The sequence below is a fragment of the Ensifer sp. SSB1 genome (genome assembly GCF_016652895.1).
Classification (GTDB): Bacteria; Pseudomonadota; Alphaproteobacteria; order Rhizobiales; family Rhizobiaceae; genus Ensifer.
In genome coordinates this window covers 51667-59904 of sequence record NZ_JAEPRP010000021.1, presented here as the reverse complement: position 1 = coordinate 59904, position 8238 = coordinate 51667, and the positions used below count along the sequence as shown (strand labels likewise).

Sequence of the window (8238 nt, the reverse complement as noted above, 5' to 3'; positions counted from 1 at the left end):
CGGATTTGCTGCACCTGCGAAAAGCTGCGATCGCTTTTTTAACCCTAATTTAAATTCAAAATTACTAAGTACTTATCGGTCAGTGCGCGCTCCGGTTCCTCCCCGTGAAGGCGCAGCAAACAGCCGGTCCTCCTCCCGCCGGTATGGCTGACCATGTCCTCCCAACAACGCGATCGCGACATCACAGGAGTCACGGCAGTGACGTTCAAGAACCTTTCGATTTTGACCAAGGTCGGCCTTGTGGTCGTGGTCATGGGCATATCCTCCATTCTGATCGCGCTCGCTGGCGCGCGCGGTCTTTCCTCCCTCGGCGCCACGATCATCGATGTCGGTGCCCGCGAAGAGGCAGCGCGCGAGGCGATGGACCTGCGCGTCGACATCATTGCCGTCAGCCGCATGACCTATCAGCTTGCCGCAGCGCCGCAGAAGGCCGCCGATTTCGGCCTGGAAACCGAGAAGCGCGCCGAGGAAATGCTCGGCCGTGTGACGAAGATCGAGGCGGTTGCCGACGACGCCGAAGACAAGCTGCTGAATGATATCCGCATCACACTGAACAGCTACTTCGATGAGATCCGCGCGATGGTCTCCGTCGCGGCCAGCCAGGGCACGGATGCTGCCGCCGTCAAGGCGGCGCTCGACAAGGCGCTTGAGGCCCAGAAGACCGTGACGGCGACGGTCAAGACCTACAGCACCTATTCCGGCGACGAGCTGGCGGCCGCCCGCGCCGAGGCGCTCAATTCCTCCTCCGTCGCGATGACCATCCTGGCCGCCGCCGCTGCGGCCTGCGTGCTCTTCGGCGTCGGCGTGAGTCTCGTCGTTGCCCGTCGCGGTATCGTCATGCCGGTCCGCGAATTGACCTCGACGATGAGCGAACTCGCCGACGGCAAGCTTGACGGCGATAGTACGGATGTTTCCCGCCAGGACGAGATCGGTGAGATGGCACGCGCCGTCGAAGTCTTCCGCAAGAACGGCATCGCCATGCGCTCGATGAAGGCGCAGGAAGCGGCACTGCATGCGCGCAGCAGCGACCTGCAGTCCAACATCAGCGTCGTCGTCGCCTCCGCCGTTGCCGGCGATTTCACCGGTCGCATCACCAAGGACTATGAAAACGACGACCTCAACCGCTTTGCATCGAGCGTCAACGAGCTCGTTTCCAGCGTCGACCAGACGGTCAACGAAGTCCGCCGCGTGATCGCGGCACTTGCCGATGCCGACCTGACGCAGACCATGCGCGGTGAATTCCACGGCGCCTTCGCCGAATTGCAGCGGAACGTCAACCAGACGATGGTGACGTTGCGCTCGACCATGCAGAACGTGCGCGGCGCGGCCAGCACCATCAACGACAACTCCGCCGAGTTGAGCTCTGCTGCCAACGATCTCTCCAAGCGCACGGAACAGCAGGCGGCTGCCCTCGAAGAGACCGCCGCAGCGCTCGACGAGATCACCTCGACCGTACGCACCGCTTCCGAGCGGGCGAACGAGGCGCATGAGATGGTGCGCGCCACCAAGGAAAGCGCCGGCCGCTCGGGCGCGATTGTACGCAGCGCGGTCGACGCCATGGGGCGGATCGAGGATTCCTCCAACCGCATCAACCAGATCATCTCGGTCATCGACGAGATCGCCTTCCAGACCAACCTGCTGGCGCTCAACGCCGGCGTCGAAGCGGCGCGTGCTGGCGAGGCGGGCCGTGGTTTTGCGGTTGTCGCCCAGGAAGTGCGCGAACTCGCCCAGCGTTCGGCCAACGCTGCCAAGGAGATCAAGACACTGATCCACAGCTCGGCCTCGGAGGTCGAGAACGGCGTGGCGCTGGTGCGCTCTACCGGTGACGCGCTGCTTGAGATCGAGACCCTGGTCAACAATGTCAGTGGCCACGTCAACACGATCGCCACAGCCGCCCGCGAACAGGCGACCGCGCTGCAGGAAATCAACACGTCGGTCAATCATATGGACCAGATGACCCAGCAGAACGCGGCGATGGTGGAAGAAACCACGGCAGCAAGCGGCACGCTCGCCGAAGAAAGCCGTCAGCTGCGCACGATGCTGGCGAAATTCAAGCTTGAGGCGCAGACCGGCCGCGACAGCTGGAGCCGTGCTGCCTGATCAAAGGGGGCAGCGAACAGCAAAAAGGGCCGGCATTTGCCGGCCCTTTCTCGTTTCGGGGACTGGCAACGATCAAGCTTCCGGCGAAACGCCGAAACGACGGTAGGGTGTTCGGCAGTCTCGACCCGGACGCTCCTTGTCCGCGTATGGGCCATCAGCCCGTCGCGGCCGGAGGCGCGGGGCCAGACGGCGCCGGCAGGGCCATGGGGATGTCGTTGGCGAGCGCGACCGCTTCCACCTCGAAGACGGTGACGCCTGTGAAGGGGCAGAAGACCTCCTCGCGGGCGCGGCCGTCGGATTTTCGGACGGAAGGGTAAAACCCCGCAAAAATCGCTGAAAATGCCCATTGAAATCGATTACATTTTCTGGCTTCATGGCTTTCGCAAGATTTGGGAGGATCTGATGAAGAAATTTATCGCCGCGGCGCTTGGCGCTGTCGCAACCATTGCTATTTCCGCTTCTTTCGCCAATGCCGAGACTTTCAAGATCGGCCTGTCCAACGGCTGGGTCGGCAGTGAATGGCGCACGCAGATGATCGACGAGGCCAAGGAGGCCGCGGCGAAGTGGAAGGAGAAAGGCGTCGACGTCGAAGTCTCCGTCCAGAGCGCCAATGTCGACGTGCCCGGCCAGATTGCGCATGTGCGCAACTTCATCGCCGAAGGCGTGAATGCCATCATCATCAACCCCAACAGCCCGACGGCCTTCGATCCGAGCTTCGCCCAGGCGAAGGAGGCCGGCATCCTGGTAATCGCGACGGACGCCGAGGTTTCGTCGCCGGATGCGACCTATGTCGGCATCGACCAGACGGCCTGGGGCGCGTCCGGCGCCAAGTGGCTCGCCGACACGCTCGGCGGCAAGGGCAAGGTGGTCGCGATCAACGGCGTTGCCGGTCATCCGGCCAACGAGATGCGTGTCGCCGGCTACAAGAGTGTCTTCAAGGACTATCCGGATCTCCAGGTCGTCAACGAGGTCAACGCCAACTGGGATCAGGCCCAGGGCCAGCAGGCGATGCAGAACATCCTTGCGACCTATCCTGACATCAACGGCGTCGTCGTGCAGGACGGCATGGCGGCCGGTGCCTGGAAGTCGATCATGGACGCGGGCAAGTCCAGCCAAATCGCCGCGACCGGCGAAATCCGCAAGGACTTCATCGACCTCTGGGTCAAGGACAAGCTGAACTCCGGCGCGACCGTCAATCCGCCCGGCGTCATGGCAAGCGCACTCAACGTCGCGGTGCTGATGCTGCAGGGCAAGGAACTGAAGGAGCCGGCGACGGCAGGCCAGTACAAGAACGCCATGTACCTGCCGATCCCGTTCATCGACAGCAAGAATCTCGCGGACGCCGCCAAGCAGCTGGACGGCAAGCCAGGTTACTACTCCTACACCAACGCGCTTTCGATCGACGACGCCACGGCGTTGTTCAAGTAAGCTCGGGCTTCGCCGGGCGGCTCTTGTCTTGAGCTGCCCGGCGACCGATGCCGCCGATGGCCGCCGGCCAAGGCCGATCGGCGTGAAAGAACGCTGCAGCGGAGCCGGTGTTGATACGTGGCTCCATGATGATGCGGCAACCAACCAAGATGATGGACGACAGCCAATGTCGAAACTGAGACTGAACGGCGTGAGCAAGGCTTACGGCGCAACGCTGGCGCTACGCCGCGGCGATCTCGAGATCGCGGCCGGCGAGGTGCACGTGTTGATGGGCTCCAACGGCTCCGGCAAGAGCACTCTGTGCAAGATCATTGCCGGCAGCGTGCGCCCCGACGGTGGCCAGATCCTGATCAACGACAAGCCCGTGACGATCTCCGGACCGCAGGCGGCGCGCGCTGCCGGCATTGGCATCTTCTACCAGGAACTCAGCCTCGCCGGTCATAGGTCGGTCGAGGAGAACATCTGCCTTTCCGCCCTGCCGGTGAAAGCAGGCTTTTTCATCGACCGGCAGGCCCTCAAGGCGCGCGCGGCGCGCTACATCGCGCTTTTTGCCGAAGTCGCCGGTGAGGGTTTTTATGCGGAGGCGCTTGTCGGCAACCTGCGCGCCGATCAGCGGCAACTGGTCGAGATCATGAAAGCGCTCGCCAGCGAAGCGCCGGTCCTGATCTTCGACGAACCGACCTCGGCGCTCGACCGCGCCCAGGTCGATCGTTTCTTCGAGATCCTGCGCGGCCTGAAGGCGCAGGGGCGCGGCATCATCTTCATCTCGCACCGCATGGACGAAATCACCGCGATCGGAGATCGCGTGACGATCATCCGCGACGGCGAAACCATCGAGACGTTGAAACTCTCCGACACCGATCCGGCAACGGTGATCCGGCTGATGGTCGGCGGCGCGAGTGACATGCCGGCGGCAAGGTCGTCGGCACCGGCGGTGGTGGAAACACAGTCGCAGGCGGCGATCTCCGTCCGGAACCTCTCGGGCAAGGGCTTTGGCGACGTCAGCTTCGAGGTGGCGAAGGGCGAGATCCTCGGCCTTGGCGGTCTGCACGGGCAGGGGCAGTCGGCGCTGCTGCGGGCGATCTTCGGCGCAGGCACCGTCTCATCCGGTGAAGCGACGATCGGCGGCCAACGCTACGATGCCAGAAGCCCGCGCGATGCGATCCGCCGCGGCTGCGCCTACGTCTCCGGCGATCGTGGTCGCGACGGCGTCATCAGCGGCCGCCCGGTCATCGAGAACGTCACGCCGATCCACTATCTGCGCGACCGGCTGATGCTCGCGCGGCCATCAAGCCTCCGGGACAAGGCGATGCCGGCGCTCGAAGCGATGCACACCAAGTTTGCGAGCCTCTTCCACCCGATCAATTCGCTCTCGGGCGGAAACCAGCAGAAGGTGATCATCGCCCGCTGGCTGATCGACCGACCCGACGTGCTGCTGCTCGACGACCCGACCAAGGGCATCGACCTCCAGGCCAAGGCCGATCTCTTTGCGCTCATCCGACAGCTGGCGGCCGAAGGTCTCGGCATCCTGCTCTATTCGTCCGAGGATGCCGAGCTGCTCGGCAATGCCAATCGCATCCTCGTCTTTAACGGCGGCTCGGTGACGCGCGAACTGACCGGCGACGATCGCACCCGCTACAATCTCTACCAGGCTGCATACGAGGCCGCATGATGACATCGACCGCGACAGACATTTCTTCGCCAGGGAGTGGCGGCCTGCGCTCCTGGCTCGAGCGCTACCCGTTCCTGCCGGCGCTCGTCATCCTCATCGCGCTCCTGGCGCTGAACGGCATCTTCTCACCAAATAGCCTGAGCTTCCGTTCGTTGACGGGATTGCTCAGCACCTATATGGCGCTCGTCATGCTGGCGATCGCCCAGACCTATGTCGTCTCCGCCGGCGATATCGACCTTTCCGCCGGAGCGACGCTATCGCTGGTCAATGTCGCGATCGTCGTGCTGATGGAGCGCTGGGGCGGCGGCGCAGGCGCGGTGCTGCTTGCGCTGGCGCTTGGGCTCCTCATCGGGCTTGCCTGCGGACTGGTCAACGGACTGGTCGTTGCAGCACTTCGGCTACAAGCGATCGTCGCGACCTTTGCGACCAGCATCTTCTTCACCGGCCTTGCGCTCTATGTCATGCCTGTCGCCGGCACGCCGGCGCCGGCCTTATTCTGGCGCACCTATGGCGGCCGTCTCCTGGGCCTGCCGTTCGTGTTCTACGTGCTCGCGTCGCTGGCCGTGCTGCTTTTCCTCCTGTCGCGCACGCGCATCGTCACCGAGCTTCTTGCCGTCGGTGACGACCAGCAGGCGGCCTTTCAGACCGGCTTGCCGGTCGTCGCGGTCCGCATCAGGGGCTACCTGCTCTGCGGCCTCTTCTCGGCGCTAGCCGCCTTTTGCCTGACGGGCGATACGGCGAGCGGCGATCCGCTCGTCGGCGGCAAGATGACGCTCTACAGCGTCGCCGCCGTCGTGCTTGGCGGCAGTGCGCTTGCTGGTGGCTGGACGACGGTTGTCGGCTCGCTCCTCGGCACACTGACGATCGGCCTCGTCAATTCGCTGGTCTTCTTCATGGGCACGCCGTCCGAATGGCAGAACTTCGTCCAGGGCCTCGCCATTCTCGTCGTCCTGATGGCCGGCGTGCTCGCCGGCCGGAGGGCACGGGCATGAGTTCGGTTTTCGCCTTCTTGAAACAGCCGCTGGTCGTGGCCCTGACCCTCATCGTCGCGCTGCTTGTTCTCGGCCAAAGCCTGTCTCCGGGCTTTGCCTCGACCGACCAGATCCTGCGGCTGCTGATCGTCGCCGCGCTGCTCGGTATCGTCGCCGCCGGCCAGAATGTCGTCATTCTCGGCGGGCGTGAGGGCATCGACCTCTCCGTCGGCGGCGTCGTCTCGCTCTCGGCGATCATTGCCGGCAATGTCATGAACGGGGCCGATGGCGGCATCCTGCCGGCCGTACTCGCTTGCTTGGCGGCGGGCGCATTTTTCGGCCTTTTGAACGGCCTCGGCGTCACGCTGCTGCGCATCCCGCCGCTGGTAATGACGCTTGGCATGCTTGGCGTGCTGCAGGGCCTACTGGTCGTCATCCGCCAGGGCATCCCTTCGGGCCGCGCAGCCCCCGGCCTCTCCGCCTTCGTGACGCAGCCGCTGGCGCTCGGCATTCCCGGCATCATCTGGCTCTGGATCGCGATCGGCCTGTTCATGGCCTTCGTGCTCAACCGCACGGTCTTCGGTCATCGCATCTATGCGATCGGCTCCAATGAGCATGCGGCCTATATGGCGGGCGTGCCGGTTCGGCTCATGCGCATCGGTCTCTTTATGATCTCGGGCATGTTCGCGGCGATCGCCGGGCTCTGCCTGCTCGGCTATTCCGGCTCCTCCTTTGCCAATGTCGGAGAGCAATACATGCTGTCGTCGATCATCGCAGTCGTCTTCGGCGGCACGTCTCTTGCCGGTGGCAAGGGCGGCTACACAGGCACCATGGCGGGCGCGCTGTTGCTCGTCATCCTCCAGGGCATCCTGACGACCGTGAACATCGACGAATCCGGGCGTCAGATGGTGTTCGGCGCGACGCTACTGCTGCTCATGCTGTTCTATGGCCGCGGGAGGGCGATGCGGGCATGAGCGAGCGGCCGAAGATCAAGGATATCGCGGAGCGCGCCGGCGTTTCGGTCGCGACCGTCTCGCGGGCGCTGAGCGGCTCGTCGCTGGTGACCGACGAGACACGCAAGCGCATCAACGCGCTTGCGCGCGAGCTCAACTACCGCCCCAATGTCAGCGCGCGCAACTTGCGCACTCGCCGGTCGATGTCGGTGCTGCTCGTCGTGCGCGACGTCGGTAACCCCTTCTATCTCGAGATACTCAAGGGCGTGGAAGCGACGGCGCGTGAAGCCGGTTACGCCGTCCTCATGGGCAACACCGAGAACGACCCGGACCGCGAGGTCGAGTATTTCAACATGCTGCGCGACGGTCATGCCGACGGCATGATCCTGATGACCGGCAAGCTGCCGCCGCCGCAGCCGGGCGAAAGTGCGGATCTCTCGCATCTGCCTGTTGTTATCGCGCTTGAAATGATCGAGGGATCCGGTTTCCCGCATGTTCAGATCGACAACGTCGCTGCGGCTGAGGCTGCGGTCGAGCATCTGGTCGCGCTCGGGCATCGCCGCATCGCCCATATCGCCGGTCCGCTGCCGGAGGTTATGGCGCTTCATCGCCGTGACGGTTATCGGGCCGCCATGAAGGCCGCCGGCCTTGCGATTCCGGAGGGTTACGAGGTGCGCGGCGATTACCTGCTCGAAAGCGGCGAGGCCCGCGCCGCGGACCTTTTCGCCCTGCCGGAGCCGCCGACGGCGATCTTCGCCGCCAACGACGAGATGGCCTATGGCGCGATCCATGCGCTGCGGCGGCTCGGCCGCGATGTTCCGGGCGACGTCTCTGTCGTCGGGTTCGACGACCTTTATCTGAGCAAAGCCTTCTATCCGCCGCTGACGACCGTCAGCCAGCCGCGCGCCGACATTGGTCGCACGGCGATGTCGCAGCTTCTCAACATCCTTTCTGACGGTGACGTCGCCGCAGAGCCGGCCATCGTCCTGCCGACCACGCTCAACATCCGCGGCAGCACCGCCCCGCCACGAAAATAGCCGGAGCGGGATGAACGCACGTGGTTTCCACACGTCCCGCATCCCGCCGTTACCACACTCGATCAATGGGAGAAGAG

The 8238-nt window shown here is 64.2% G+C and carries 6 protein-coding genes; all 6 read left to right on the top strand.

Annotation, left to right across the window (positions count from 1 at the left end):
- Positions 1 to 198 precede the first annotated feature (198 nt).
- The 6 genes from I8N66_RS07885 to I8N66_RS07860 all read left to right on the top strand — a co-directional run bounded on the left by I8N66_RS07885 (position 199) and on the right by I8N66_RS07860 (position 8161).
- Complete coding sequence (locus I8N66_RS07885) at positions 199 to 2100, top strand: methyl-accepting chemotaxis protein (protein WP_291151827.1); 1902 nt, start codon at positions 199 to 201, stop codon at positions 2098 to 2100.
- Between the two features lie 402 nt (positions 2101 to 2502).
- The gene (locus I8N66_RS07880; RefSeq protein WP_291151824.1) at positions 2503 to 3528 is read left to right on the top strand and encodes an ABC transporter substrate-binding protein; all 1026 of its coding nucleotides are present in this window, start codon (positions 2503 to 2505) and stop codon (positions 3526 to 3528) included.
- A 166-nt stretch (positions 3529 to 3694) separates the two neighbouring features.
- A complete protein-coding gene (locus I8N66_RS07875) occupies positions 3695 to 5200 on the top strand; it encodes a sugar ABC transporter ATP-binding protein (protein WP_291151822.1) in 1506 nt (501 codons plus the stop codon).
- Entirely contained in the window at positions 5200 to 6192 is a 993-nt protein-coding gene (locus I8N66_RS07870; protein WP_291151830.1) for an ABC transporter permease, read from the top strand. Before I8N66_RS07875 ends, I8N66_RS07870 begins: the two co-directional genes overlap by 1 nt.
- Positions 6189 to 7145 carry an ABC transporter permease gene (locus I8N66_RS07865; RefSeq protein WP_291151820.1) on the top strand — a complete coding sequence of 319 codons (957 nt, stop codon included), beginning with the start codon at positions 6189 to 6191 and terminating at the stop codon, positions 7143 to 7145. Before I8N66_RS07870 ends, I8N66_RS07865 begins: the two co-directional genes overlap by 4 nt.
- Complete coding sequence (locus I8N66_RS07860; protein ID WP_291151817.1) at positions 7142 to 8161, top strand: LacI family DNA-binding transcriptional regulator; 1020 nt, start codon at positions 7142 to 7144, stop codon at positions 8159 to 8161. Before I8N66_RS07865 ends, I8N66_RS07860 begins: the two co-directional genes overlap by 4 nt.
- Positions 8162 to 8238: the final 77 nt, after the last annotated feature.